The sequence below is a fragment of the Pseudomonas sp. IPO3778 genome (assembly GCF_013386825.1).
Lineage (GTDB): Bacteria > Pseudomonadota > Gammaproteobacteria > Pseudomonadales > Pseudomonadaceae > Aquipseudomonas.
This window is the reverse complement of the sequence record NZ_JACARC010000037.1, coordinates 156,011-181,437: the sequence shown is the minus strand read 5'-3', so window position 1 is coordinate 181,437 and position 25,427 is coordinate 156,011. Positions and strand designations below refer to the sequence as shown.

The 25,427-nt window shown below is 60.2% G+C and carries 22 protein-coding genes and 2 pseudogenes; 17 read left to right on the top strand and 7 right to left on the bottom strand.

What is annotated here, in order from left to right:
• Positions 1–26: 26 nt before the first annotated feature.
• The 6 genes and pseudogenes from HX855_RS19165 (at position 27) to HX855_RS19145 (ending at position 5,652) form a co-directional block, all read left to right on the top strand.
• Positions 27–1,586, top strand: a complete 1,560-nt coding sequence (locus HX855_RS19165) for a sugar ABC transporter ATP-binding protein (protein ID WP_177088245.1) — start codon at positions 27–29, stop codon at positions 1,584–1,586.
• A gap of 61 nt (positions 1,587–1,647) precedes the next feature.
• Complete coding sequence (locus HX855_RS19160) at positions 1,648–2,685, top strand: ABC transporter permease (RefSeq protein ID WP_177088243.1); 1,038 nt, start codon at positions 1,648–1,650, stop codon at positions 2,683–2,685.
• A gap of 18 nt (positions 2,686–2,703) precedes the next feature.
• Positions 2,704–2,793, top strand: a pseudogene (locus HX855_RS33405) (outer membrane lipoprotein carrier protein LolA); the annotation flags it as partial.
• Between the two features lie 285 nt (positions 2,794–3,078).
• Entirely contained in the window at positions 3,079–3,483 is a 405-nt protein-coding gene (locus HX855_RS19155) for a TraR/DksA C4-type zinc finger protein (protein ID WP_010173153.1), read from the top strand.
• A gap of 235 nt (positions 3,484–3,718) precedes the next feature.
• On the top strand, positions 3,719–5,323 hold the full coding sequence (locus HX855_RS19150; RefSeq protein WP_375140087.1) for a methyl-accepting chemotaxis protein: 1,605 nt from the start codon (positions 3,719–3,721) through the stop codon (positions 5,321–5,323).
• Between the two features lie 126 nt (positions 5,324–5,449).
• Positions 5,450–5,652 (top strand): annotated as a pseudogene (locus HX855_RS19145) (hypothetical protein).
• Between the two features lie 4 nt (positions 5,653–5,656).
• Here HX855_RS19145 and HX855_RS19140 read toward each other — a convergent pair.
• The 3 genes from HX855_RS19140 to HX855_RS19130 form a co-directional block, all read right to left on the bottom strand.
• Positions 5,657–5,893, bottom strand: coding sequence for a DUF2789 domain-containing protein (locus tag HX855_RS19140; protein ID WP_177088239.1), 237 nt, complete (start codon positions 5,891–5,893; stop codon positions 5,657–5,659).
• Between the two features lie 83 nt (positions 5,894–5,976).
• Complete coding sequence (locus tag HX855_RS19135; protein ID WP_177088237.1) at positions 5,977–6,207, bottom strand: hypothetical protein; 231 nt, start codon at positions 6,205–6,207, stop codon at positions 5,977–5,979.
• Positions 6,208–6,350: 143 nt separating this feature from the next.
• A complete protein-coding gene (locus tag HX855_RS19130) occupies positions 6,351–6,605 on the bottom strand; it encodes a hypothetical protein (protein ID WP_177087998.1) in 255 nt (84 codons plus the stop codon).
• Between the two features lie 414 nt (positions 6,606–7,019).
• On the opposite strand from HX855_RS19130, the gene HX855_RS19125 reads away from it, so the two are divergent.
• The 3 genes from HX855_RS19125 (at position 7,020) to HX855_RS19115 (ending at position 8,805) form a co-directional block, all read left to right on the top strand.
• Positions 7,020–7,469, top strand: coding sequence for a hypothetical protein (locus tag HX855_RS19125; protein ID WP_177088522.1), 450 nt, complete (start codon positions 7,020–7,022; stop codon positions 7,467–7,469).
• The gene (locus HX855_RS19120; RefSeq protein ID WP_177088236.1) at positions 7,469–7,666 is read left to right on the top strand and encodes a hypothetical protein; all 198 of its coding nucleotides are present in this window, start codon (positions 7,469–7,471) and stop codon (positions 7,664–7,666) included. Before HX855_RS19125 ends, HX855_RS19120 begins: the two co-directional genes overlap by 1 nt.
• Before the next feature lie 122 nt (positions 7,667–7,788).
• A complete protein-coding gene (locus HX855_RS19115) occupies positions 7,789–8,805 on the top strand; it encodes an ABC transporter substrate-binding protein (RefSeq protein ID WP_177088233.1) in 1,017 nt (338 codons plus the stop codon).
• A 137-nt stretch (positions 8,806–8,942) separates the two neighbouring features.
• Here HX855_RS19115 and HX855_RS19110 read toward each other — a convergent pair whose 3' ends face one another.
• Together HX855_RS19110 and HX855_RS19105 are read right to left on the bottom strand one after the other, a co-directional pair.
• The gene (locus HX855_RS19110; protein WP_177088231.1) at positions 8,943–11,069 is read right to left on the bottom strand and encodes a TonB-dependent siderophore receptor; all 2,127 of its coding nucleotides are present in this window, start codon (positions 11,067–11,069) and stop codon (positions 8,943–8,945) included.
• 95 nt (positions 11,070–11,164) lie between these two features.
• On the bottom strand, positions 11,165–11,554 hold the full coding sequence (locus HX855_RS19105; RefSeq protein ID WP_177088229.1) for a DUF2946 domain-containing protein: 390 nt from the start codon (positions 11,552–11,554) through the stop codon (positions 11,165–11,167).
• 93 nt (positions 11,555–11,647) lie between these two features.
• On the opposite strand from HX855_RS19105, the gene HX855_RS19100 reads away from it, so the two are divergent.
• Entirely contained in the window at positions 11,648–12,085 is a 438-nt protein-coding gene (locus tag HX855_RS19100) for a DUF3995 domain-containing protein (RefSeq protein WP_169388104.1), read from the top strand.
• A 355-nt stretch (positions 12,086–12,440) separates the two neighbouring features.
• Here the strand turns inward: HX855_RS19100 and HX855_RS19095 are convergent, their stop codons facing one another.
• Both HX855_RS19095 and HX855_RS19090 read right to left on the bottom strand, forming a co-directional pair.
• Positions 12,441–12,866, bottom strand: coding sequence for an Imm50 family immunity protein (locus HX855_RS19095; protein WP_177088227.1), 426 nt, complete (start codon positions 12,864–12,866; stop codon positions 12,441–12,443).
• Entirely contained in the window at positions 12,863–17,527 is a 4,665-nt protein-coding gene (locus HX855_RS19090; protein WP_177088225.1) for an RHS repeat-associated core domain-containing protein, read from the bottom strand. Before HX855_RS19090 ends, HX855_RS19095 begins: the two co-directional genes overlap by 4 nt.
• 338 nt (positions 17,528–17,865) lie before the next feature.
• Between HX855_RS19090 and HX855_RS19085 the strand changes: the two genes are divergently transcribed.
• The 7 genes from HX855_RS19085 (at position 17,866) to HX855_RS19055 (ending at position 25,338) form a co-directional block, all read left to right on the top strand.
• Positions 17,866–19,296, top strand: a complete 1,431-nt coding sequence (locus HX855_RS19085; RefSeq protein WP_177088223.1) for an amidase — start codon at positions 17,866–17,868, stop codon at positions 19,294–19,296.
• Between the two features lie 212 nt (positions 19,297–19,508).
• The gene (locus HX855_RS19080) at positions 19,509–20,267 is read left to right on the top strand and encodes a DeoR/GlpR family DNA-binding transcription regulator (protein WP_177088221.1); all 759 of its coding nucleotides are present in this window, start codon (positions 19,509–19,511) and stop codon (positions 20,265–20,267) included.
• Positions 20,245–21,525, top strand: coding sequence for a Zn-dependent hydrolase (locus HX855_RS19075; RefSeq protein ID WP_177088219.1), 1,281 nt, complete (start codon positions 20,245–20,247; stop codon positions 21,523–21,525). Before HX855_RS19080 ends, HX855_RS19075 begins: the two co-directional genes overlap by 23 nt.
• Positions 21,526–21,533: 8 nt before the next feature.
• Positions 21,534–22,490: an aminoglycoside phosphotransferase family protein gene (locus HX855_RS19070; protein WP_177088217.1), complete on the top strand. Its 957-nt coding sequence runs from the start codon at positions 21,534–21,536 to the stop codon at positions 22,488–22,490.
• The gene (locus HX855_RS19065; protein WP_177088215.1) at positions 22,487–23,422 is read left to right on the top strand and encodes a choline kinase family protein; all 936 of its coding nucleotides are present in this window, start codon (positions 22,487–22,489) and stop codon (positions 23,420–23,422) included. The genes HX855_RS19070 and HX855_RS19065 overlap by 4 nt, the downstream gene beginning before the upstream one ends.
• 132 nt (positions 23,423–23,554) lie before the next feature.
• A complete protein-coding gene (locus tag HX855_RS19060) occupies positions 23,555–23,809 on the top strand; it encodes a hypothetical protein (RefSeq protein WP_010173095.1) in 255 nt (84 codons plus the stop codon).
• Positions 23,806–25,338: a sodium:solute symporter gene (locus HX855_RS19055; protein WP_177088213.1), complete on the top strand. Its 1,533-nt coding sequence runs from the start codon at positions 23,806–23,808 to the stop codon at positions 25,336–25,338. Before HX855_RS19060 ends, HX855_RS19055 begins: the two co-directional genes overlap by 4 nt.
• The last annotated feature ends 89 nt before the right edge of the window (positions 25,339–25,427 follow it).

The window sequence follows — 25,427 nt, the reverse complement described above, 5'->3', positions numbered from 1 at the left end:
GCGGCCCTGCTGACGGAGTACCCGATATGTTTGCTCAAGCGACTGCTTCGCAAGCCCCGCTGCCGGGCGCCCAGCCCACCGGGCTGGACGAACCCTACCTGCTGGAAATTTCCAACATCAGCAAAGGCTTTCCCGGCGTCGTGGCCCTGGCCGATGTGCAGCTGCGGGTGCGCCCCGGCTCGGTGCTGGCGCTGATGGGCGAGAACGGTGCGGGCAAGTCGACGCTGATGAAGATCATCGCCGGCATCTATCAACCCGACGCCGGTGAAATCCGCTTGCGTGGCAAGCCGATCAAACTCGAAACACCGTTGGCGGCGCAGAAGGCCGGGATCGCGATGATCCACCAGGAACTCAACCTGATGCCCCACATGAGCATCGCCGAGAACATCTGGATCGGCCGTGAACAGCTCAACGGCCTGCACATGGTCAACCACCGGGAAATGCACCGCTGCACCGCGCAATTGCTGGCGCGGCTGCGGATCAACCTCGACCCGGAAGAACACGTCGGCAACCTGAGCATCGCCGAACGGCAGATGGTCGAGATTGCCAAGGCGGTGTCCTATGACTCCGACATCCTGATCATGGACGAACCGACCTCAGCCATTACCGACAAGGAAGTGGCCCACCTGTTTTCGATCATTGGTGACCTCAAGGCCCAGGGCAAAGGCATCATCTACATCACCCATAAAATGAACGAAGTGTTCGCCATCGCCGATGAAGTGGCGGTGTTCCGCGACGGCGCCTATATCGGCCTGCAGCGGGCCGACAGCATGAACAGCGACACCCTGATCTCGATGATGGTGGGGCGTGAGCTGAGCCAGCTGTTCCCGGTGCGGGACAAGCCCATCGGCAAGCTGCTGCTGTCGGTGCGCGACCTGCGCCTGGATGGCGTGTTCCAGGGCGTGTCGTTTGACCTGCACGCCGGGGAGATTCTCGGCATCGCCGGGCTGATGGGCTCCGGGCGGACCAACGTGGCCGAAACCATTTTTGGCATCACCCCAAGTTCCGGCGGCGAGATCCAGCTGGACGGCAAGACCCTGCGCATCACCGACCCGCACATGGCCATCGAGAAGGGCTTCGCGCTGCTGACCGAAGACCGCAAGCTCAGTGGTCTGTTCCCCTGCCTGTCGGTGCTGGAAAACATGGAAATGGCCGTGCTGCCCCATTACTCCGGCAACGGCTTTATCCAGCAAAAAGCCCTGCGCGCCTTGTGTGAAGACATGTGCACCAAGCTGCGGGTGAAAACCCCGTCACTGGAGCAGTGCATCGACACCTTGTCCGGTGGCAACCAGCAAAAAGCCCTGTTGGCCCGCTGGCTGATGACCAACCCGCGGCTGCTGATCCTCGACGAACCCACCCGCGGTATCGACGTGGGCGCCAAGGCCGAGATCTACCGGCTGATTTCCTACCTCGCCAGCGAAGGCATGGCGGTGATCATGATTTCCTCGGAGCTGCCGGAAGTGCTGGGCATGAGCGACCGGGTGATGGTGATGCACGAAGGCGAGCTGATGGGCACCCTGGACCGCAGCGAGGCGACCCAGGAAAAAGTCATGCAACTGGCTTCCGGTATGACGGCGGTCCACTAACGAACAGACGGCGCCGGCCCGCTGTGGCCGGCGCAATGCGATAAAAAAAAGGTGAGTGGTTATGAACGCGATACTGGAAAGCAAACCCGAGGAAAAAAAGCCTGCCACGGCGCCGGTCAAGCAGCGTCGGCGCATGCCCACCGAGCTGAGCATCCTGCTGGTGCTGATTGGCATTGCCCTGGTGTTTGAGTTGTTCGGCTGGATCGTGCGCGACCAGAGCTTCCTGATGAACTCCCAGCGCCTGGTGTTGATGATCCTGCAAGTGTCGATCATTGGCCTGCTGGCGATTGGTGTGACCCAGGTGATCATCACCACGGGGATCGATCTGTCCTCGGGCTCGGTACTGGCCTTGTCGGCAATGATCGCCGCCAGCCTGGCGCAGACATCCGACTTTTCCCGCGCGGTGTTTCCGTCCCTGACGGACTTGCCGGTGTGGATACCCGTGGCGATGGGCCTGGGTGTGGGGCTGCTGGCGGGCGCCATCAACGGCAGCATTATTGCCGTCACCGGGATTCCACCGTTTATTGCCACCCTCGGCATGATGGTTTCGGCCCGTGGCCTGGCGCGTTATTACACCGAAGGCCAGCCGGTGAGCATGCTCTCGGACTCCTACACGGCGATTGGCCACGGCGCGATGCCGGTGGTGATCTTCCTGGTGGTGGCGCTGATCTTCCATATCGCGCTGCGCTACACCAAATACGGCAAGTACACCTACGCCATCGGCGGCAACATGCAGGCGGCGCGCACCTCGGGGATCAACGTCAAGCGTCACCTGATCATCGTCTACAGCATCGCCGGCTTGCTGGCAGGGTTGGCCGGCGTGGTGGCCTCGGCACGGGCCGCCACCGGGCAGGCGGGCATGGGCATGTCGTACGAGCTGGACGCGATTGCCGCCGCGGTGATCGGCGGTACCAGCCTGGCAGGCGGGGTAGGGCGCATCACCGGCACAGTGATCGGTGCGCTGATCCTCGGGGTGATGGCCAGCGGGTTTACCTTCGTCGGCGTGGATGCGTACATCCAGGACATCATCAAGGGCCTGATCATCGTGGTGGCGGTGGTGATCGACCAGTATCGCAACAAGCGCAAGCTCAAGCGCTAACTCCCTGTAGGAGCGAGCTTGCTCGCGAAAAACGTCAACGATAACGCGCGTAGCCTGACGAAACGCGGTGTCTTGAAGTTCTTCGCGAGCAAGCTCGCTCCTACAGTGGTTTAACCGTTTGTCTTCTATATAGCTCCACAACACTGAATTTCTTGCTATAAACGCACTCCGATGACCGTTCGCCGAGCCCGTCCTGGTGCCTTTGCGGGTTATCTTGGAAAAAATGCCTGTCATTTCAGTTGCTGAGCCCTCAAGTCGGCCTTAGACTGCCGCCCCTCGTAAATTGAGTGCCGGGTGGCGCTTGAAATGGACGGCGCCTTTCCGAGACCTGCAGAGGTCGGCCGGAACGCTCCCTTATTCGCCTTAATGCACGTATTTTTTATAGAGAAATCAATGACAAAGGAAAAGTTGCTGGCCATGCCGGCGGATGACTACATGAATGCCGAGCAGCACGCTTTTTTTGAGCAGTTGTTGCAAGACATGAAAGTGGAACACCACGAGCGCATCGAGCAGAACCGCATCGCCATTGAAAGCCTGGACACCCCGGCTGATCCGGCTGACGCGGCGTCTGTCGAAGAAGAGCGCACCTGGCTGGTGAACGCTATCGACCGCGACCAGCGCATGCTGCCGCAACTTGAGCAGGCCCTGGGCCGTATCAAGGAAGATTCCTTCGGCTGGTGCGATGACAGCGGCGAGCCTATCGGCCTCAAGCGCCTGCTGATCAGCCCCACCACCAAGTACTGCATCGAAGCGCAAGAGCGCCACGAGCAAATCGACAAGCACCAGCGTCAAGCCTGATGCCGCCCGTGTAGGAGCGAGCTTGCTCGCGAAGGTCGTTAACGATAACGCGGGAAACCTGATACCCAACGGTGTTCTCAGGTTCTTCGCGAGCAAGCTGGCTCCTACATAGATTTCGCCCGTATTACCCCTGTCTATTGATCTGCTGCAAGCCCCCCACTAAAGGCCCATGGATAATGGCTAGATAGTGGCGTTTAATGCAGTGACAATAACGACAAGCAGTGGGGTAACGAAGATGGCTGGAGACGGATCTCTCATGGGCGCAGCAGTGTCACCCCCGACGGTGGCCCGACAGGTGCCCGGCTGGTTGACGCCGCTCCTGCAAAGCACCGCCCTGGTGCTGTTGCTGCTGGGCCTGGCGTTTGCCCAACTCTCGATTTACCTGTGCCTGCCGGTGGCCCTGCTGCTGATCTGGCTGCCCCGCCTGAAACATCGCCCCCAAGGCGTTGCACCGTCCGAAGCCAGCGATGCAATCGGCGAGCTGACCCGCGACCTGTCTTACACCACCAGCCATAACGCATTGTCTGCCGCGGGCGTGGCCTATTCGGTCAAGCAACTGGCGGCCAGGCTGCAATCCCAACTCGGCGCGGCCCGGCAGATCGTCAGCAGTGCCGAAGTGATGATTGGCACTGAGAAAGTCACCTCGCACCTCAGCCGCCAGGCCCTCGGCGCTGCCAGCCAGGCTCACCAGCGCAGCACCGAAGGGCGTGAGGTGCTGGCCCAGTCCATCACCCGCATGCACCAGCTCAGCCAGCGCGCCAATGACAGTCGCCAATTGATCGAGGCCTTGAGCCAGCGCAGCGAAGAAATCCAGCGTGTCACCCTGGTGATCCAGTCGATCGCCAGCCAGACCAACCTGCTGGCCTTGAACGCGGCGATTGAAGCGGCGCGGGCCGGTGAGCATGGTCGCGGGTTTGCGGTGGTCGCCGACGAAGTGCGCGGGCTGGCCGGGCGAACCGCCACGGCCACCGATGAAGTCGGGGTGATGGTGGCGGACATCCAGCAGCGTACGGCCCAGGTGGTGGAGCAGATCCGCCAATTGTCAGCGGATTTGCAATCCGGTGTAGAGCAGGTGGAGCACGCCGGTGAGCAGTTGGTCAGCATCGCCACCCTGGCGGCGGATGTGGAAGGGCAAGTCAATGAAATCGCCCAGGGCACCGACACCAACCGCGCCCAGCTCGACAGCCTGTTCCATGCCGTGGAGCAGATGCGCAGCGATTTGACCGTCAGTGACCAGCAGACCCAACAACTGGCCGCCGCCGCCGTGCAAATGGAAGGGCAGGCCGAAACCATCAGTGAACGCTTGGCCGAAGTCGGCCTGGACGACTACCACCAGCGCATCTATGACCTGGCGCGCGAAGGGGCGAGCCGCATCGCGGCACAGTTTGAAGCCGACGTGCTGCAAAACCGCATCAGCCTCGATGACTTGTTCGACCGTAGTTACACCCCCATTCCCAACACTCAGCCCAGCAAGTATCACACCCGTTTCGATGGCTACACCGACCAGGTGCTGCCCGCCATCCAGGAAGCCTTGCTGCCCCGGCATGAGGGGCTGGTGTTTGCCATCGCCTGCACGCCCCAGGGTTATGTGCCCACCCACAACAGGGTGTTTTCCCAGACATTAACCGGCGATGCCCAGGTGGACGCGGTACAAAACCGCACCAAACGCAAATTCGAAGACCGTACCGGGATTCGCTGTGGCAGCCACCAGCAGGCGGTGTTGTTGCAAACCTACACCCGCGATACCGGCGAGTTGATGCACGACTTGTCGGTGCCGATCACGGTCAGGGGCAGGCATTGGGGTGGCTTGCGCCTGGGCTACAAACCCGAGGGCCGTTAACGCATCGAGGGCGATTGTTGCAGGTTATGCAAGGGAGCTATTCCGTAGATAGCTTTTTCCAACTGGAGGAAATCCGTAGCATGGCGAACATTGTTAGCCAGCTAACTAATTTTCTGGAGAGGTTTCATGCAAACCAAAGTCGATGTCGCCGTGATGATGGCAGTGGCGTCCCACCGACCCTGCGTGCGCTGGGGCGCAAGGCCTGCTGGGTGGTGTTGCTTAATGGCGAGCAACGCGGCACGGCGTTCGCCAGTCGCGATGAGGCTGAAGAGTGCAGGGCTGCCTGGGAGGCGTTGTTGCGCCTGGAGCAATCAGACAGCCTGCATTGAGGGATCAGCGTGGCTGGTGCAGCCGCTGGTTCAGTTCGTCGACCGCGATGGCCCAGACCGCGTCTTCACGCAGTTCATCCTTAAGGAATTGGGCTTGTTGCGGCGACCAGAAATCCGCGTCGATCAGCTTTACGTCATTGGCCAGGGTGTGTTCGCCGATGAAGGCATCAATTGCCTCCGGGGACGATTCCAGGCCCAGTTGTTCAAACAAGTCTTTGAGGTTGTACGTCGGCGCGTCCATATCGTTCTCCATGCAGGCTGATCATCGTATGCATGGGAGGGTTGTCGCGGGGCAGAGTTCGATCGGATTGTCGCGCCGGGGGTTCAGGAGGTCAGTGCGCCTGCATCGACGGCGGCCTTGAGGGCTTTGGCGGCATCCTTGGCGGCGGTGTTGGCGGCGTCTACGGTTTTGAACCAGCGGTCCTTTTCTACCTGGTGGGTGGTCACGGTGGTCAGTGGGGGCTTGGCCCGCATCACAATCACGGCCTGGAATTCACCGTCTACTTCCCTGGCTTCGCCATGGATGAAAAATTCGCCTATATCAAATTCCGTCACGTATAGCCTTCCCTTGAAGGTGATTGCGCTGGTGAAACCTGAACCGCAAGGGGACAAATCTCAATGGACGGGCCAGTATGGCAGTTGTTACGCGCTGGCGGCGCAGTAAAGTCAACCAGATGACGAAACGACAGCGCTCACGTTCAAGGGTGGGAGGCGTACAGGGTCGCTTCCAGTTGCCTGGCCAGTTCGCAGGCCTGGCTATGGCCACTGCGAAAGCCTTTGATCCGCCCGCTGGGCACTTCAAGGATGTGGAAGAAGTTCCTTCCGGCGGGCACTACCCGATAGAGCGCCGAATGCAGGCAACCGCCGTGGGTGTATAGGGAGTAGAATTGGCCGTCATCCAGAAAAGATGAACCTGTGCTCGAGTGGGTGGCAATCGGTTGAGGTCGTTGCATCATCAGCTCCTGTTGATCGATCGTGCGGACTCGCTTGCAGTATTTCGGGTGGTTTTGACCCATGTTGCTGTTTTAGTATTGTCGTCAGCATCCGGCGTCCGGTTCCATTCAAAGCATGAGTTTCTGTGTGGGATGTCGGAAAACTGCATTTTTTAAAGGGTTATTGTCTGAAGTGGGTCGGCCGGTATTCTCTGGCCGTTGAACCTGTGATTTCCTGCAACGCCTGGCGACCTGCGTAAGGTGCGTCGGGCACGCCTGTACTAGTCTTATGGCTTGGCAGCGTGATCTTCTTCAGTTTTTTCAGTGTATGTGTTGTGTGATCGTGCCGTTTCGGCCGTTTTTTTGTGCTGCCCGCGTGTGCGGACAGCACCCTTTTGATGTGGGGGCGTTTCCTTGGCAGTCAGTAATCTGGATATGCACGCGTTGTTCGTGCTGGGTGATTTGCGCGCAAAGTTGGTCAAGCAGTTTCAATCCCGTTTCGTCTACATCACTGAGCAGACGCCTGAAGGTATCTACATCGCCGAGATCGATACCGAAGCCGCTCTGGTCGTGGACGACAAGCCGCGGCTGGAACTCAAGGTGGGTGATCACTTCCGCGCGGCAGTATTGCCCAGTCGCGAAGGTGGCAAGTTCGAACTGAAGTTCCGCGATATCAAGTTGACGGTGTATGGCCTGGGCGACTACGCCTTTGTTTCCTCGACCGAAGGCCAGGGCATCGTATTCAAGGAAGGCCACAGCGTGATGCTGGTGTTCGCCGCCAATGAGCAACTGGTGGAAGGCCTGACCAAAACCCTCAAGGCCGTTACCGGCAAGGCTGCCAAATGGCGCAAGGGTGAACTCGTGACCTTCAAGGCCAGCGAGTAATGAGCCAGGGCAGGGCGCAGTTCCACGAGCAGCATGTGCTCGATGCCCAGGCCAGGGCGGCACAATTGTTTGCCCGCAAGGCCGAGTTGCAGGGCGCCTGGTTGAACTGGGTCGCCGGCCAATTGTATGAACTCAAGCCAGCCGAGTACGCCAGCATGGTGCGCCGCGAACTGCAGCGCCTGAACAATCCGCCGTAAATCCCGGCGTCATGCCCTGTTCGCCGGAACCTCTACTACAGTTGAGTTGACTTAAGTACTTAGAGGCTTCGCGGTGTTACAGCAAAGCCGTTCGCTATTGCTGTAGGCATGAGGTGCAAAGCATGAAAGGAATTCGAGCACTGTTGGCAGCCTCGCTGACGACCCTGAGTCTGTCGGCGGCTTCGCTGCCGGTGTCGGCCGCCCAGGCGCCGATTCACTTTGCGGACCTGAATTGGGAAAGTGGCAGCCTGATCACCGAGGTACTGCGGGTGATTGTCGAAAAGGGCTATGACCTGCCCACCGACACGTTGCCCGGCACCACCATCACCCTGGAAACCGCCCTGGCCAAGAACGACATCCAGGTGATCGGCGAAGAATGGGCCGGCCGCAGCCCGGTGTGGGTCAAGGCCGAGGCTGAAGGCAAAGTGGCGGGCCTGGGGGATATCGTCAAGGGCGCCACCGAGGGTTGGTGGGTGCCGGAATACGTGGTCAAGGGCGACCCGGCCAAAGGCATCAAGCCGCTGGCGCCGGACCTGCGCAGCGTGAAAGACCTGGCGCGCTACAAGGACGTGTTCAAGGACCCTGAAGCACCGAGCAAGGGCCGGTTCCTCAACAGCCCGATTGGCTGGACCTCGGAAGTGGTCAACAAGCAAAAGCTCAAGGCGTATGGGCTTGACGACAGCTACGTGAACTTCCGCAGTGGCTCGGGTGCCGCGCTGGACGCCGAGATTGCCTCGTCGATCCGCCGGGGCAAACCGGTGCTGTTCTACTACTGGTCACCGACGCCGCTGATGGGGCGCTACAAGCTGATCCAGCTGGAAGAACCGCCGTTTGATGCCGAGGCCTGGAAGACCCTGACGGATGCGGACAATCCTGATCCGAAGCCCACCCGTTCACTGGCTTCCAAGCTGAGCATCGGTGTGTCCACGCCGTTCCAGAAGGAGTACCCGCAGATCGCCGAGTTCTTTGCCAAGGTCGACTTTCCCATCGAACCGTTGAACAAGGCACTGGCCGAGATGAGCGAGAAGCACAGCCAGCCACGTGAAGTCGCCCAGGCATTCCTCAAGGATCATCCGCAAATCTGGAAGGCGTGGTTGACTGAAGATGTGGCGCAGAAGGTGGAAGCCAGCCTTAAGTAACCCCTCAATAGACATGACGGGCACCGACTAACTGTGGGAGCTGGCTTGCCTGCGATGCCGGCACCTCGGTTTGACTGCCAGACCGAGTTGCCGGCATCGCGGGCAAGCCCGGCTCCCACATGGACCCTGTTCCAGTCTTAGAATTTCGTCTGCACCGCCAGCTCAAACGTCCTCGGCGACCCGAGGTAATACGCCGGCGATACGTGGGCAAACTCCGCATACACCTCATTCGTCAGGTTGCGCACCCGGCCGGTCACAGAGGTGTGTTGATCCACCTTGTAGGTCAAGAACGTCCCGAACAAGGTATACGCCGGCACCGTCAGGGTGTTGGCGTTATCGGCATACACCGACGCTACATACCGCGCATCCACGCCCCCTTGCCAATCCTCGGCAAAGTCATAGGTCAGCCACAGATTGCCCACTTGCCTGGGCACATTGGTCGGCGTATTGCCCTTGCGCGACACCACGGCCCCGCTGGCGATTTTCTCGTTGAAGTCTTCGTACTCGGCATCGACCCAGGCGTAGTTGCCTTCCACCAATAGCCGGGGGGTAACCCGCAACGAACTGGCCAACTCGATCCCCTTGGACGACTGCGCGCCCACCGGGATGCTGTTGGTCGGGTCCAGTGGGTCGGTCACGGCGAAGTCCTTGCGCTCGATTTTATAGGCAGCGACGGTGGCCGAACCTCGGCCGTCCAGGTAGTCGAACTTGCTGCCCACTTCCCATTGCTTGCCGGTGGAGACATCGAACACCTGGGTGGTGCTGCTCGGCTGTTCGGCGGCGGTGCTGTATTGCACATAGACATTGGCTTGGGGAATGAACTGATACGTCAGGCCGATGCGTCCGGTGACCGGCTCCCAGCTGCGTTTGACGTGCCGGGGATTGCTGGCGGTGATGGCCCGGTGGTTGGTGACCTCAAGGTCAATCGCGTCGTAGCGCAGGCCGGTGAGCAACGACAGTTTGTCGGTCAGGCCCAGGCGGTTTTCGACGAACAGCGCTTGGGTGGTCACCGCGTTGGTTTTGTCCGGGTCGAAGCCGGGCTTCGTGCCGGGGATGTCATAGAAATGCCCGGGATCATAGTGGTTCGGGTCCACCGTACTGTTGCCTGGCACGTTAAGCGGGTTGTTCGTGGTGCTGTTGACCTTGTACTCAAAACCGCCCGACCACGTAGTGCTCAAGCCAAAAAACGTGTCTTCATGGAGCAGCTCGAACTGGTTGCCGTTCTGCTCGCCCTGATGCCGCACCTGATAGGCCGTCGAGCGATTCACGGCGCTGTTATCGGCGTTGTACTGGTAGGTTTCCAGGTTGCGATAGTCGCGCTGGCTGTCGAGGTGGTAGAGGGTGTTTTTCAGGGTGGTGCTGTCGTTGATCCGGTAATCGATGATCGAGCGCACCCAGATCGTGCGCTGCTCATAACGGCCGTCCGCCACGTTGTAGTTGTTGAAGCGGTTGTGCTTGTCGATCTTCAACTCCCCCGACTTCGGGTTGAGCACCGGCGTGCCCCAATAGGGGCTGTCTTCGTGCTCGTCCTGGTATTCCAGCGCCAGGGTGTGGGACAGGTTCGGCGTGAAATCACTCAACAGGGAAAACGCCACGCTCCAGGCATCGCGCTGCTGACGATCAATGTAGGTGTGGTTGGTGTTGCGGCTCACGTCCAGGCGCGCGTAATGCTGCACCTCGGCGCCCGGCTCGGTCAGTGCGTGGTTCAGACCGAAGGCCATGCCGGCGGTGTCGTAGCTGCCATACGTGAGTTGGCCTTCGGCGGCCTGTTCCTCACGGGTCGCCAGCTTGGTCACGTAATTCAGCGAGCCACCGACGGAACCGGCGCCGTTGATCAGGGAGGAGGGGCCACCCACCAGTTCGACCCGGTCATAAATCCACGCGTCCACCGGGCGGGCTAGGCCGCCGGCGACAGCAACGCCATTGAACATCTGGGTGATCTGGCTACTGGTAAACCCGCGATAAGAAATAAAACCGCCAAACCCCGGCGGCGCGCTGGCGTTGACCCCGGGCAGGCTATTGGCCGCGTCCTGGAAGGTTTTGGCGCCTCGGCGCTCGATGTCGTTGCGGTTGGCAATGGCGATGGACGCCGGGGTTTCCCGCACGCTCAGCCCCAGGCGCGAGGCCATGCCGCTGGATTGGTCCAGGGCCAGGCCGGGTTCGCCGGTCTGCTCGCCATCAATGGTGGTGGGTGCCAGCTCAATCGCCCAGGTGCTGACAGGCAGGCAGCCGAACAGGCCCGCCAAAAGGGGTAAATGTTTCATGGTTGAATCCTGAAAAACATGGCTTGAAAACAACGCACAGCCGCCCGTACTCCCGAGGGAGACGGCAACACGTGCCAATCAAAAAAGCGCAGGGATCAGGCGAAGGCGGGTGGGGCGCGCGGATTGGCCGCAGGCCAGGTGAAGCGGGCAGGAATGTCGGCGCTGGCAACGATGGCCGGCGGCGGTGCATGGGGTTGTGGCAGGACGACTATGTTGAGGCTGGAGCTGAGCGCCGGGCCCATGCCGCCGGTTGAGCACAGCGGGCAACCGAAGGCTTTCGAGAGCGTGGGCAGGGATTCATCGGTGGATTTGTAAGGCGCTGGCGCCTGGGTGCGCGGGTCCACCGTACAGAACTGGCCGCCGATGCCGTTGAGCTGCATCCCGACCATTTGCCCGTGGCCGATGCTGCAGGCGAACACATTGAACAGGACGCAGCAATAGAGCATCCAGGCAATGAGCGAGCGGTCGGTACGGGCGAGTTTCATGGGGCGGCACTTTACCATCAGCCGCCGACGAATTGCCTGCAAAAAATCTCAAGAGGTCTATCCTCTTTCGGACTTTTCCAAGGATATCCAGCCATGAGCTTTTTAGTCGCGCGATGGATCGTCGGGGTGTTTGGCTTTATCAGCCTGGTGCATTTGTACTGGGCGGCCGGTGGCAAATTGGGGGTTGCCGCGGCGATTCCGCAGCTGCCGGGTGAATTCGCCAGCGGGCCACGCCCGGCGTTCAAGCCCTCGGCGCTGGGCACGTTGCTGGTGGGAGTGGGATTGGTGGCGATTGCGGTGCTGGTGTGTTTGCGGGCCGGGCTGTATTTCGAGCCGGTGTCCAACCATGCGTTGCAATGGGGGATCAGTGCGGTAGCGCTGGTGATGTTCGCCCGGGCGATTGGGGATTCGGAGCTGGTGGGTTTTTTCAAGAAGGTCGGTGGGTCGCGGTTTGCGCGGCTGGATACGTTTTTTTACTCGCCGTTGTGTTTGGTGTTGGGGGCGGGGTTGTTGGTGGTGGCGTGGAGTTGAGGGGAGCGATTGCCGGAATAGAGTGAGGCTTGCGCTGTATAAACTAAAAGCCCTCTTGGTGATAGAACGTAAGGTGGCCCTCAAAAATCAAGGGCTTAGGAAGTAGTTTGTGGGGCATAAGCTCGGTAAATCGTCCCCATCCAAATTCTCAGTTTTGAATAACGAGTTAAGTAAATCAATTTGTGTTTTGTCTTTTTCTTGGAGAGTCAGTGAAAACTCACGTCAATTCACCTGCAAGCCGTGATTCTCTGAATATATATTGGTTTTTTTATGATCACATTTTCTTCAGTTAAGGGGGGCGAGTATTTGTTCTCAGGAAATGTGGCCGATCTTTACGTAAATTGGATAATCCAAATTAGGTGTGTTTGGGATTAGCTAAAAATTTATCATCCTCAGGGCCGTTTATGTAAACCGAAGGACCATTCAGAGATATGAATTGTGCTTTGAATTCGATTGAGGATTTTTTTGCGGCGGCTTGGAATATAAGAATTCCGTTTTCTTCCGCGATAGTTGCGGAAAAAAATTCTTTGGTTGGGATGTTGGTGATTTTCAAATCGCTGATGTTCGAGCAGGTAAGCCCGAGTCTGCAAGTGTTGAACCCTTTGTTTTGCCATTTCTCTGGTAAGTTATCTGGGAATTCCGGTATGTCAAATCCCAGCCCTAGCGAGGGCTGATCGTTCTCTATTTGTAATGAAAAAAGAGAAATTCGGCCAATTTCGATTGGGTGACTAAAAAGCTTACAGAAAAATATGCTTTCATCTAATTCATTCCAATATTTCATTTTTTCTCCTTGAAAAAGTAATGTTCCTTCGCGCCGGGTACGTTACCGTTCCTTGGTTTTTCTATGGGTCGTAAGTTGAAATGTGCGCCTTGGTCACCTGTTCCGCCTTTGCTGCCGAATCGGTGCCCGGCAGAATGGTCTTGAATCAGTACTTCAGAACCATCGCTCTTTGTATATTTATATACCCTGGTCTTTATCGGTTTGCCCGCGTCATTCAAAATACTTTCACCATTTTTGTCTGTCATTTTTACTATTTCATATTGTTTTACAGCTCCAGTCCTTGGGTCCACTACCATGTCTGGGTCTTGGCGCATCGGTATCTTGGCAGCTCTTTTTGCTTGTCTGAAAGCTCCTTTGCGAGAGACCTCAGGAGCGTCGGGTTCAACCGGAACACCGCAGTTCGGGTTACTTCGTCCTCCGGGTGGGCAATTGGCGCTCAATCCTAACGGATCCACCCACCCCGTAGGGTTGGGCACGTACTGGTATCCGTTCAGCCCACCCGCGAGCTTCACGGGATCAGGCGTCAGATAGCGGCCAACGTCCGGATTGTAGTAGCGATGGCGGTTGTAGTGCAGCCCGCTTTCCGGGTCGAAGTATTGGCCCTGGAAGCGCAGTGGGTTGGTGACGGTATTGACGTCCAGTTTCGCGATTTGGCCGTAGGCGCGGTAGTGGGCGGACCAGACGATTTCGCCATCGGGCGCGGTGAGTTCTTGTGGGGTGCCGAGGTGGTCGAGTTGGTAGTGGAAGGGTTCTGCTGCTTCCGGGCCGTAGCCTTTCAGCAGCGCTAACGGGCGGAAGCTGTTGGGTTCGTAGAGGTAGCTTTGGTGGTGATCGGCGCTGTGTTCGGCGATCAGCGTGTCGCCTTGCCAGAAAAACTCGGTGGTCTGGCCATTTAGGGTTTTGGCGATACGGCGGCCAAACGGGTCGTAGCGGTAGCTGGCGTGGGTGCCGTCGGGTTGGGTGACGCTGGTCAGGCGGTGTTGGCAGTCGTAGCGGTATTCGGTGACCAACTGCTGGGCACGGCCCCGACGCTCGCGTAGGAGATTGCCGAAGGCGTCGTAGTCGTAATGACGATCGCCTTGCATCAGCAGGCGGTTGCCTTTGATCACACTCGGCCCTACGCGGTCTTGCATCAGCAGGTTGCCCGCCGGGTCGTGGAAGAAGCGTTCTTGCAGGTCGTGCGAGTGGTTGGCGCGGGTCAGGCGGTCGAGTGGGTCGTAGTGGTAGTCGTGCTGGCCTTTGCGGGTATCGAGGATGCGGGTCAGGTTGCCGCGTTGGTCGTAGTCGTATTGGCGGCGTTGGTGGCGTTGTTCTTGTTGGGTGATGGCATGGGCGTGCAGGCGGCCGTGGTCGTCGTAGTGGTAGTGGCTGAGGAGTTGGCCCTGTTGGCGTTGGTGTTCGCGGCCGGATTTGAACAGGTGCGAGGTGAGCGGGTTGCCATTCAGTTCGATGGTGGCGAGGTCGCCGCCTTTGTCGTGATGGAAGGCCAGGCGGTTGTTGTCGGGCAGTCGCAGGTGGTTGAGTTGGCCGCATTCGTCGTAGCGGTAGCGCAGGGTGCCCCAGCCTTGGTGTTCGGCGGTGAGGCGGTTTTGCAGGTCGTATTCGTAGTGCAGCGGCCAGTGGCCGTCGTCGACACTGAGGAGATTGCCGAGGCGGTCGTAGGTGTAATCGACAATGCTGCGGTCGGGCAGGGTTTTTCTTACCAGGCGACCGGCGCTGTCTCGCTGATAACCGGTAACCAGCTGGCTGCCATCGTCACCGTATTCGGTCTTTTCCAGCAGATGGCCGGCGAGGTCGTAAACGTAAGCCGTGCGGCGTCCATCAAAGCCGGTTTCCTGCTGGATCAGGCCGTTGGCGTGGTAGTCGAGCCGATAGGTTTCGCCGACTTCGTTTTCAATCTCGGTCAGTAGCAACCGGACATTGTTGTAGCGGTATTTGAGCTGTGTGCCGTCGGGGTTGATGCGGCGGCTGATCAGGTGCAGGCCGTCCGCATATTCGTAGCGGGTGACGCGGCCCAGTTCGTCGCGCTCGGCGGTGATTTTTCCGTACGGGTTGTAGCTGAATTCGCGAGTGGCGCCGCCCGGCTGAATCACTTTCAGCAAGCGACCTGCGGCGTCCCACTGATACTGGGTCAGTGCACCGTGCTCATCCTCGCAAGCCACCTGCCGTCCCAGATCGTCATAGCGATAACGCCGCACACCGCCATTCGCCAGCTTCTCTTCGATAAGCTGGCCACGTTCGTTCCAGATAAATCGCTGGCTGCTGTTATCCGGGTGCCAGACGCCGGAGAGTTTTCCGTGTTTGGTGTAGGTGTATTCGGTGTAGTTGCCGTCCGGATCGGTCTTGCGGGTGATATCGCCTTGATCGTTACGCTGGTATTTCCAGACGGCATCGCCACGGCGTACGACTCGGACGAAACCATTGTCATGCTCGTAGGACGTGGGCGCATCGTCACCGGGAAACAGCGCAATCAACCGACCGGCTTCATCGTATTGATACGCCGTCACCGCCCCGAGTGGATCCTGCTCGACCGTCAGCCGGCCTTTGTCATCGTAGGATTTGAAGTGCTCGGCGCCGTCCGGATCAATTCGCTGCACCAGCCGTGCGCGCTGGTCGTGGACGTAGACTTCCTGGCTGCCATCGGCGTTGTGCACGGTGACCGTGCCGTTGTCATCCCATACATACCGCGTGTCCATCTGGGAAAAGCTGGCCCAATGCCGGACGCATCGCGCCGCCTTGCCGGACCGTTCCCACTCCCAGAAGAAACTCGCCCCACCGGCCAGTTGCCGTTCCAGGATCACCTGCTGATCGTCGTACCGATAACGCTCGCTTTCGCCGACAGCGTTGGTCGCCTCAACCAACCGCCAAGCGTCGTCATACTTGTAGGAAACAACGTTCTGCTCGGTAATCCAGTCCAGCTCCCGCTGTACCTGATAGTCGACCGCAACGATGTGCCCGCGGTCATAACGCAGCAGCAATCCCTGGCCGACGTGGTTATCAATCCGCTGAATCCGCCCGGAATAGTCACGGGAAATAAGCAGCCGGTTGTCATACGCGTCGCTGATCGACGTCAGCACACCGTCGCGGAAGTGATAGAAAAGGGAGGTTTGAGCCAGTACCAATTCATCAGGCAAAGCGCCCAGATAAATCGCGGCTTCCGCCAGGCTATTGGTGATGGCTGGCCGCGTAGCAGAGGGCAGGGGAAACGTAGTGCTGCGGTTTTCGTGATCGGTCCAGACCACCGTTTCACCGCTAACCACCAACCGCTGAGCCAGCGCATGACTCCAGCCAAGCCCCAACCCGCAATCCACTTCCACCGCACTGCTGCGATACAACCGCGTCCAGGCAAACGGCAGCACACCCTCCAACGAGCCATCCGTGAGGGTCAGCAGTTCCTCGCCGGTAACCATCGACACCGGGCAGCCATTGGTTGCGGTCTTGTCTGCGGGAGCGGCCGCATCGCCGCCGGGGTTCTTGGCGGAGGAGGGCACATCGTCGACAGGGTCTTGCCTGACCAACGCGGTCGTCGGCTGCCTCTTATCCCTGGCCAGCGGCATCGGATTTGGCACTTCATGCTGTCCGGCTTTCAACGGCACCGCCGCCGCCTTGGCCGGTACCGCCTGGCTTGCCAGCAACATCGGCTTGACCGCCTCGGCATGCCCATCCATCCGCAGGGTGCCGCCCAACTTGGCCATCTGCTCCAGCCAGTCCCGCGCTCGGCCGGACCTGACCTTTCCCAGCACCTGCGCCCCCAAGCGCACCGCCACACCCATCCCGCCGGTGGCCCACAGCAACAGCAGGTTGAGCAGCACCTCGAGCGTTATTTCTCCCAGCAGCTCGTTCATATCCGGCGGCGGAAGCAATTGCGCCCAACTGAACATCGCCGACAAATAGATGAACAACAGCGGTTCGTCACTCAGTATCAAAAGACCGTTGGCAATGGCCTCATTGCTAAGCTTCAACAGCTCTTCAAGTTCGCCTTGGGAGATGTAGTGCAGCAACTTTTCGCTATTGGGTTTGATGTCCGCCAGCAAGTTGTACAGGTTGGGAATTCCGTCCCAAAGGCTGTACAGCGTGTTCGCAATCCCTCGCACAAACGCTGCGTCCATCAACTTGCGACGGTCGAGGGGGCTGGCATTTGAATAATGGTTCCACTGCGCTTCGAACGTGTTCGTCCATTCGCTGCGCAAGCTGCTTTCCAGCGAGCTGATTACCGACTGATAGGAGGCGTAGAGCGTCTTGACGTGATCGTTGGAAACATTGGGATAAAAACTGACCTGATACTGCTGGTCGCGGGTGCAGTCGGTGACTTCGAGAATGCCGCTGGGGCCGATGGTTTTATGGATAGGAGGACCGATCGGACTGCCGTCCTCGGCGATGGCCTGGAGCATGACCGGCGTGTTGCCGATCGGCACAAACCGCCTGCTCTCAAACATATGCACCAAGGTGAGTGCGCCGTTCGATTTGCACATTGCAACCGTGGTACTTGGGGCTTTCGAGGAAACAGGTGCGATCAGCGCCACCTCATCCCCGACCTTGAACACTTGCTCGACTTCCAGCGCCGAAAAGCTCCAGAAGCTCTCAGCCCAATCGTCAAAGGTGTTAAGGCACTGCCTGAAGTTACGAAAGACCGCTTCGACGTCCTTCGTCTCCACATCCATGGGAGCCAGGGCCAACCTGCCTATGGCGGAATTCAAGAGGCAGCCCCATCGGGCAGAGCAGTAATCGAAAAAGACATCGGCGTTCCCTCGCGCTGTGTGATCAGGCGAGGGACTTTGCAGCGGTTTGTGAGAGAAAGAAGTCAGAGCTATCCACTGCTACTGATAGGACGTTTCGCCAAATTTCCCGCTAAACCGGCCCGTTTTCGTAAGCCAAATCTCCGATAAAAATAAAACCCACAAAACCCACATACACAACAAATCCAACTTGACAGCCGCCATTCCCTTGGCGTCTATTGACGTACCCGCTGGACCATTTCGCAGATGTCCCAGGATGCTCAATGAAGACTGATACCTCACTGACCGATATGCCCAGCGTCCTGTACGCAGCCGAAAGCATCCGCCAAGGCACGCTCACCCCCGTGCAACTGGTGGAGCAAAGCCTCGAATCCATCAAAACCCACAATTCCACACTGAATGCCTTTGGCGACGTCTACACCGAGTCCGCGCTTGAGCAGGCGCATGCCATGACGGTGGCCGCCGAGGCCGGGCAGATAAAAGGCCCGCTCCACGGCATCCCCTTCGGCATCAAAGACCTGTTCTCCACCGCCAACCTGCGCACCACCCGCGGCTCGCTCACTGGGCTGGACAACGTCCCAACACAAGACGCGCCGATCATTCGCCGTCTCAAAGACGCCGGCGCGATCATCCTCGGCAAGACGGCCACCACCGAGTTCGGGTGGACCGGCGCCAGCACCTCCCGCGTCTTCGGCAATGGCCGCAACCCCTGGAACCCGCAACTCACCAGCGGCGGTTCCAGTTCCGGTTCGGCAATTGCCGTGGCGGCGCGGATGGTCCCGGCCACGCTGGGCTCCGACGGCGGCGGCTCGGTGCGTATCCCCGGCGCCTTCTGCGGTGCGTTTGCCCTTAAAGGCTCCCTGGGGCGCATCCCCACGTGGCCCTGGTCCGCCACTGAAATGCTAAGCCACGCCGGCCCGATCACCCGCACCGTGCGTGACAGCGCGTTGCTCTTCGACATCCTCTCCGGCCCCGACCCGCTGGACCACCAGGCCTTGCCCGCACCCACCGAGTCCTACCTGGCCCGCTGCGACCGGCCGTTGGGCCCGTTGCGCGTGGCCTACTGCCCGACCTTGTTCGAAACGCCGGTGGACCCGGTCATCGCCGCCACCGTCGAAGCAGCGGTGCATTACCTCGCGGAAGAGCTGCCGGTCACCGTCACCACCCTGACCCTGGACTGGCAAGATCCGCTCTCCACCTTCGAAACCCTGTGGGTCGGCGGGCGCGGCATCGCCTACGGCAAATCCCTGGCCGATCGCCTCGACCAACTGGACCCCGGTTTTGCCGCGCTGATCAAACGCTCCGCCGATTACGATCTGGCGGCCTACCTCAAGGCCGTGCAGCAACGCGCACTGTTTGCCAATCAGGTACACGCGCTGTTTAACGATTACGACATAGTGTTGATGCCGACAATGCCGATCCTGCCGTTCGCCGCCGACCGGGTGGCCCCCGAAGGCTGGCCAGGGGAGGAGGGCGCGGTGCCGTGGGCACGCTGGACGCCGTTTACCTATCCGTTCAATATCACTGGCAACCCCGCCGCCAGCTTGCCTTGTGGCTTCAGTCCGAGCGGTTTGCCGATTGGCTTGCAGGTGATCGGCCCACGGTTTGCCGACGCCCAGGTGCTGCAGTTCTGCGCCGCCGTGGAAGCCATCGCCCCTTGGGATCAGCACCTTCCCCCGATGCTGACGCCCTGACTGATTGCACCCGGAGTGGGCTCAACAGAAGCCTGCCCGTGATAAACACTTTGTGTTGTCCTGCCCTTTCACACCCTGATGAGTGAGAGGTACCCGTGACCCTGTCCATGGCCGTATTACGCCCGATGCTCCCTGCTGGACCGGCTTTTGCCGCGTCTCGCCGTGGGCCGCGCAGTACCGGCCGCCTGAACCTGCCCTGGAACCACTCTTTTATGCTCAACCAGCCCCGTCTCGACGAAATCATGCTCCTGCTCACCCAACACCAGCGCGTCAAGGCGTCGGACCTGGCGCAGGCACTGTTCGTCTCCGAAGAAACCATCCGCCGCGACTTCAAGTACCTGGAAGAAGCCGGCAAGCTGCGGCGCATCCACGGTGGCGCGATCCTGCCGCGCCTCAACGAAGAACAGCCGCTGCAAGTGCGCAGCCGCATCAAGCCCCAGGCCAAGACACGCATTGCAGTGCGTGCGGCGAAGCTGGTGAGTGAAGGCATGGTGCTGTTCCTCGACACCGGTACCTCGACCCTGGCCCTGGCCCAGCAACTGATCGGGTTCAGCCAGTTGCGCATCATCACCAACTCCCTGGACATCGCCCGCCTGATCACCGAACAAAGCGCCAACCAGGTGCTGGTGGTGCCCGGCGATGTACGCCGTAACGACAACGCGCTGATTGGCGCCCACACCCTGGAATTCGTCCGGCAGTTCCATTACGACATTGCCTTCATGGGCATCGGCGCCGTCGACCTGGAACTGGGGTTCATGGACTACCAGGAGCCCGAGGCGCTGCTGCGCCGGGAACTGACCAAACACAGTCTGCGCAGCGTGATCCTGGCGGATGACGCCAAGTTCGGCCACCGCACCTTTATCAATACGCTGCCGTTCAGCGCCATCACGACCCTGATTACCAATCGTGCGCCGTCCGACGATTTTGCGACCCGCCTGGAGCAAGCCCATGTCGACATCCTTTACCCCTGAGTGGCTGTCGCCCAGCGAGCAGGACCTTGAAACCTTCGAGGCGCTGTTCCGCGACACCTCAGCCATCGGCGCCACCCAAGCCGGCGGGCTGCATCGCCTGGCGGCGTCCGCCGAAGATGGCGCGGTGCGTGACCTGTTCGCCGCCTGGCTGACCGAGCGCGGCTTTGAAGTGCGCGTGGACGCCGTGGGTAATATGTTTGGCTTGATCACCTTTAATCCAGACGCGCCCTACGTGCTGTGTGGCTCACACCTGGACAGCCAGCCCAGCGCCGGGCGTTTCGATGGTGTGTACGGTGTGCTGGCCGGCGCCGTCGCGGTGGCCAGCCTGGCCCGCCAACTGCGCGAACGCGGCGAGGTGCCGGCGTGCAACCTGGCGGTGGTGAACTGGACCAACGAGGAGGGCGCGCGCTTCCAGCCCAGCCTGATCGGCAGCAGCGTGTTCACCGGCGACCTGGCCCTGCAAGACGCCTGGGCGTGCCGCGATGGTGAGGGCATCAGCCTCAAGCAGGCGCTGCAACAGATTGGTTATCTGGGGGCGGGCAAGGTTGAGCTGGACGTGGCCGGTTATGTGGAAATCCACGTTGAACAAGGCGACGGCCTTGAGCGCAACGGCCTGGCCATCGGCGTCGTGCGTGACACCTGGGCCGCCCTCAAACAACGCATTCGTTTTATCGGCGAACAGAACCACACCGGCCCTACGCCCATGGCTGCGCGCAAGGACGCCTTGCTCGCCGCCGCCCATGCGATCACCGCAGTGCGCGCCGAAGCGGACCTGCACGGCTTGCAACTGCACAGCTCGGTGGGGCGCCTGGAGATCTACCCCAACTCACCCAACGTGGTGCCCTCCAGCGTGACGCTGCACGTCGAGTACCGGTCGCCGGACACCGAGTTGCTGGCCGCCGCCGGCGCGCGCCTGGACGCCACGCTCAAGGCCACCGCCGCCGCCACGGCGACGGACTACACCATCGAAAGCCGCGCCCTGCGTGAACCGACTCACCTGCACCACGGCTTTTCCGAGTTGGCCTACAGCGTCGGCCAGCAACTGGGCTTGCCCATCGGCAACAGCGTCACCGTCTCGGGCCACGACGCTATCAGCCTGAGCCGGCATTACCCGGTGTGCCTGCTGTTTATCCCGAGCAGTAACGGCGTGTCCCATAACGAAGCGGAGTTCACCAGCGAGCAGGACATGCGCAACGGTTTGCACATGCTGACCGCGTTGTTGCACCGAGCCTGTTCCACCCCCAACGCCTACCGCTGAGGTCTGCCATGTCGAGTCGTTTGCAAGCTAAGTCGCGGCTGCTGGGCGCCCTGGAGGCTGCCGGCTTGTCCGCCCATGTGGTGGTCGAAGAGGGCACCGCCGGGATTGCCTCGCCGGTGCGACTGGCCACCGAGTGGGCGGGCTTTACCGTCACCGCGCCGTGGGGCCAGTGTTACGCCAAGGTGTTGCATGACGACATGCGCGCGCTGATCGACATCGAACGCAGCGCCCGCGCCACCCAACTGGCGGCGGCGTGCGACGTCACCCCCGGCGTGCGCCTGGTGGATGCGGCGGCCGGCGTGCTGCTGCTGGACGCCTTGCCCGCCAGCGAATGGCGCTGGGCCCGCCTCGACGAACTGATGCAACCCCAACGCCTGCAAGCGCTCTGGGCCCTGAAGAAACAACTGCACCAGGGCGCTTCGCCGGGCTTCACCCGCTCGCCGCTGCAAGATATCCAGCACCTGCACGAACTGTGTGTGCGCTACAGCGTGGCCTTGCCCATCGACCATGCCTGGGTCGGCACCTGCATTGACCTGGCCTGGACCTCCCTGCAATTGAGCGCCAGTGACGCGGTACCGCTGCACGGTGACGGTGTGGTCAGCAACGTGATGATCGGCCCGGACGGCGCCTTGCAACTGATCGACTTCGACTACGGCGGCTGCGGCGATCCCTGGTACGACGTGGCCATCAGCCTCAACGAGTTGTACGTGTTTGAAAGCGACTGGCGCGAAGGCATTGTCGCGTGGGCCGGCCACTGCCGCGAAAGCGACTACGCCCGCTGCCGTTTGTACGCCCTGATCAACGATTGGTACTGGACCCTTTGGGGCCTGTGGGTCGGCGCCACGTCGGCGCGGCCGCTGGAGTTTTCCAAGGTGGGGCAGTGGACACTGTTGCGCTGCCGCCAAAGTCTGCACGACCCACGGTTTGAAAGTTGGCTACGTCAGGTACAGGAGGGGCAGGCATGAAAGCGTTGGGTGAGGCGTGTACGCCACAAGAGTGTCAGCTGGAAGCAGCGGTGCGCGGGGTCGCCAGTTGGGGCGGCACCGGCATTCGTTATGAGCCGGTCAGCGGCGGGATTTCCAACACCAACTGGCGGGTGGAAGTGGCCGGGATCGACACCGCCTATTTCTTCAAGGTGCCCGGTGTGGGCACCGAGATGTTTATCGACCGCCGCACCGCCCACGACGCCAGCCTCAAGGCGGCGCAAACCGGCTATGGCGCGCCGGTGTTTGCCTTCCTTGAAGAGTTCGGCGTGGAAGTGTTCGAGTTCATGGAAGGCTGGCGCGCCTCGTCCAACCACGATTTTCTCGACCGCGACGTGCGCCATAACGCGCTGCACGCCCTCAAGGCCTTTAATGACCAGCCGCCGCTGGTGCAGACCAAAACCGTGTTCGACATGATCGCCGAGCACCAGCGCCAGGTGGAACAACTCAACGGCTGCAAACCCGCGGATGACGCCTGGCTGCGCCGCCAATGCGAGCGCGCCCGCGGTGTGTTGCAAGCATCCGGCATCGACCTGGCACCGTGCATGAACGACACCCTGGCGGGTAATTTCATGCTCAACGACCGTCGGCAGATTCGCCTGGTGGACTTCGAATACGCCTCCAACAACGACCGGCATTACGAGCTGGCGCTGTGGTTCGGCGAGATGTTTTTTACCGACGAGATGGAGCTGGCCCTGATTGAAGACTACTTCGGCCAGGTCACCCCGCAGAACCTGGCGCGCATCAAGTTGCACAAGGCCCTGGCGGATATCAAATGGTCGACCTGGGCGATGGTGCAGCACGCCGTGTCCCAGCTGGATTTCGACTTCTACAAATACGGCACCTGGAAGCACATGCGTGCCCGCAGCATCATCAATGATTCGCAATGGGAAACCTGGCTAAGACAGGCTTGAGCCTGCGCCATAACAATAACGATGACACCCGCTGTACCGCCTTTGGCGCTGGTTTGCGCTGACGTTTCACTGCTTGATTTTTTGTTTGATCACATAACAAACCGATCCAGAAATTCAAGGAGCACCCGACTCATGAAATCCGATACCGCACCACCCGGACGCCTGAAGAGCCAACTCTTCGGCGTGTACTTTTTCCTGTTGCTGATGCTCGCTTTATTCCCGCCGTTCTATTTGAGCGTGAGCGGCAGTACCGCGTTGGTACTGGGCATTCCGTTGCCGATCTTCTACTGGATCGCCATCGCGGTTCTCGCAGGCCTGGGCCTGTGGGCGCTGTATGTCGCCGAGCTGAAAGCCGGTGAAATTCCCGAAGAGGGGGATGCGCCATGATCAGCACCACCAGCGATGCCAACCTCTTTATCACTTTCGGCGTCATCGGCCTGTTCCTGGCCGGGATGATCGCCGTGCTGTACGCCACCAACCGCGAGAGCACGAGCTTTTCCGATTACGCCGTAGGCGGGCGTTCCTACGGGCCGTGGTACATCGCCATGTGTTACACCAACTCGTGGTGGCCGGGCTCGACCTTTACCGCGTTTTTTGCCCTGACCATCGGCGGCGCCCTGGGCTTCTACGGCATGGTCTACGCCACCCTGGGCGTGACAGCGATGTACCTGATGGCGCGCCGCGCCTGGACCTGGGGCCAGCGCTTCAACCTGCGCACCCAGCCAGACCTGCTCGGCATGCGCTTCAACAGCCCTGTGGTCAAACGCGTGGCCTCGATCATCGGCATCATCTCGGTGTTCCCGTGGGTAGTGATGGGCATCCAGGCCTTGGCGATGCTGTTCCAGTTCGCCAGTTTCGGCCGTTGGGGCGTCACCACCTGCCTGATCGCCGGCGTAGGGGTGGTGCTGGTGCGCCAATACTGGACGGTGAGCATGGGCATGCGCGGGCTGATCATGACCGACATGTTCCAGGGCCTGATCGCCTACGTATTGTGCGCGGCGCTGTGTGTATTCCTGCTGTTCGGCGACCAGGCGTCGTTCTCCAACCTGTCGCATTTGCCCGCAAAAATGCTGCTGATTCCTGGCGCCAGCGGCACCGGTTATGGCCCGCTGTACATGTTCAGCCTGATCTTCACCGGGGTGATCGGCTCGATGTGCTGGCCCATGAGTTTTCAGCGCATCTACACCGCCAGCGGCGTCAAGGCCGTGAAGAAGGGCACGCTGTATACGATCCTGTTGGTGGGTGGTTTCTACGGCATCCTGATGCTGTTTGCCGCAGCCATCAGCCAGGACCCGAATGTTATCGCGCACCCGCAACAAGGCTGGTTCCTCTCGCTGTTCGACATCGGCGGGCCGTGGATGCTGGCACTGGCCATTGTCATCGTGCTGGCGGCGAGCATCGGCCACGTCGACGGATGTGTACAGGTATGTGGTACCCAGTTCGCCAATGACCTGGCCACCTGGAACACCCCGCGTACCGATCGCCAACTGACCCTGCTGGCCAAGTCCGGGATGGTGGTGTTTATCGTCGCCGCCTCGGTGCTGGCGTACCTGACCTTTGATTATTCACGCTTGCAACTGCTGGCGCAGATTTCCTACCAGGGGATTATCCAGTTGGCGGTGCCGCTGTTCTTCGGGATCTTCAGCCGTCGTGGCAACAAGGAAGGCGCGATTGCCGGGATGCTGGCGGGGATCGTGGTGGCGATTGTGCTGACGACGATCTACCCGGATGACATTCCCGGGTTGGGGTCGTTGACCAGCGGGATCGTCGGGTTGGTGGTGAATGCGGGGATTTTTGTGGTGTGTGCGTTGGCGATCAAACCGAGCGCGCAAGAAAGTGCCCGGGTGGAGCAGCTGTTTGAAATGGCCGCGCCGGGTCGCAAAGTACCGATGGGGGCGACGCCGGTTCTGAACTGAGCCCAAATTCCAAACCCGACGTAGTTCAAGTGTGGGAGCTGGCTTGCCTGCGATAGCGGTGTATCAGTGACAGAGATGTTGACTGACAC